This window comes from Streptomyces sp. col6, assembly GCF_008042035.1.
Classification (GTDB): domain Bacteria; phylum Actinomycetota; class Actinomycetes; order Streptomycetales; family Streptomycetaceae; genus Streptomyces.
Map to the genome: position 1 here is coordinate 1,314,246 of NZ_RDBL01000006.1, position 649 is coordinate 1,314,894.

Below are 649 nucleotides of genomic sequence, written 5' to 3' on the forward strand. Positions count from 1 at the left end.
GCCCCCGGCGTTCTCGCCGGGGGCTCTGCGTACGCCCGCATCCTGAGACGGGGCGGGGCGCGGCGGCGGTCCTGTGCCAGACTGCTGCCGTGTCCTCGTTCGTCATGATTATTGGCAGCAGGCGCGCCGGTCCGCAGTGACCGTCCCGTACCACCACGTACGGCACGGCCACCGTGCCCCAGACCCGCGCGCAGACCTCTCGCACCCGCGAGGGGTTTTTTCGTTTTCCGGCCCTCACCTCGGCCGGTGCACGAGGCGAGCGGGATGATGGGGGCAAGTGGAGCCGGGCCGTGTCCGGCGGATCAGGGTCGCGACCCCGACCCCGACCCTGATCCGCCGGACACGGTCCAGCCGTCCGGATCCACTCATCCGACAGGAGTCAGACCAGCCATGACCACCAAGGCCAAGCCCACCGACGACAGCTTCCATGTCTTCGACACCACGCTGCGTGACGGTTCACAGCGTGAAGGCATCAACCTGACGGTCGCCGACAAGCTCACCATCGCCCGGCACCTGGACGAGTTCGGCGTCGGCTTCATCGAGGGCGGCTGGCCGGGCGCCAACCCCCGCGACACCGAGTTCTTCGCCCGCGCCCGCCAGGAGATCGAGTTCAAGAACGCCGAGCTGGTCGCCTTCGGCGCGACCCGCA

Annotated in this window: 1 pseudogene; it reads left to right on the forward strand. The window is 69.5% G+C overall.

Annotation, left to right across the window (positions count from 1 at the left end):
• Positions 1-390: 390 nt before the first annotated feature.
• A pseudogene (locus EAO73_RS10025) lies at positions 391-649 on the forward strand (citramalate synthase); the annotation flags it as partial.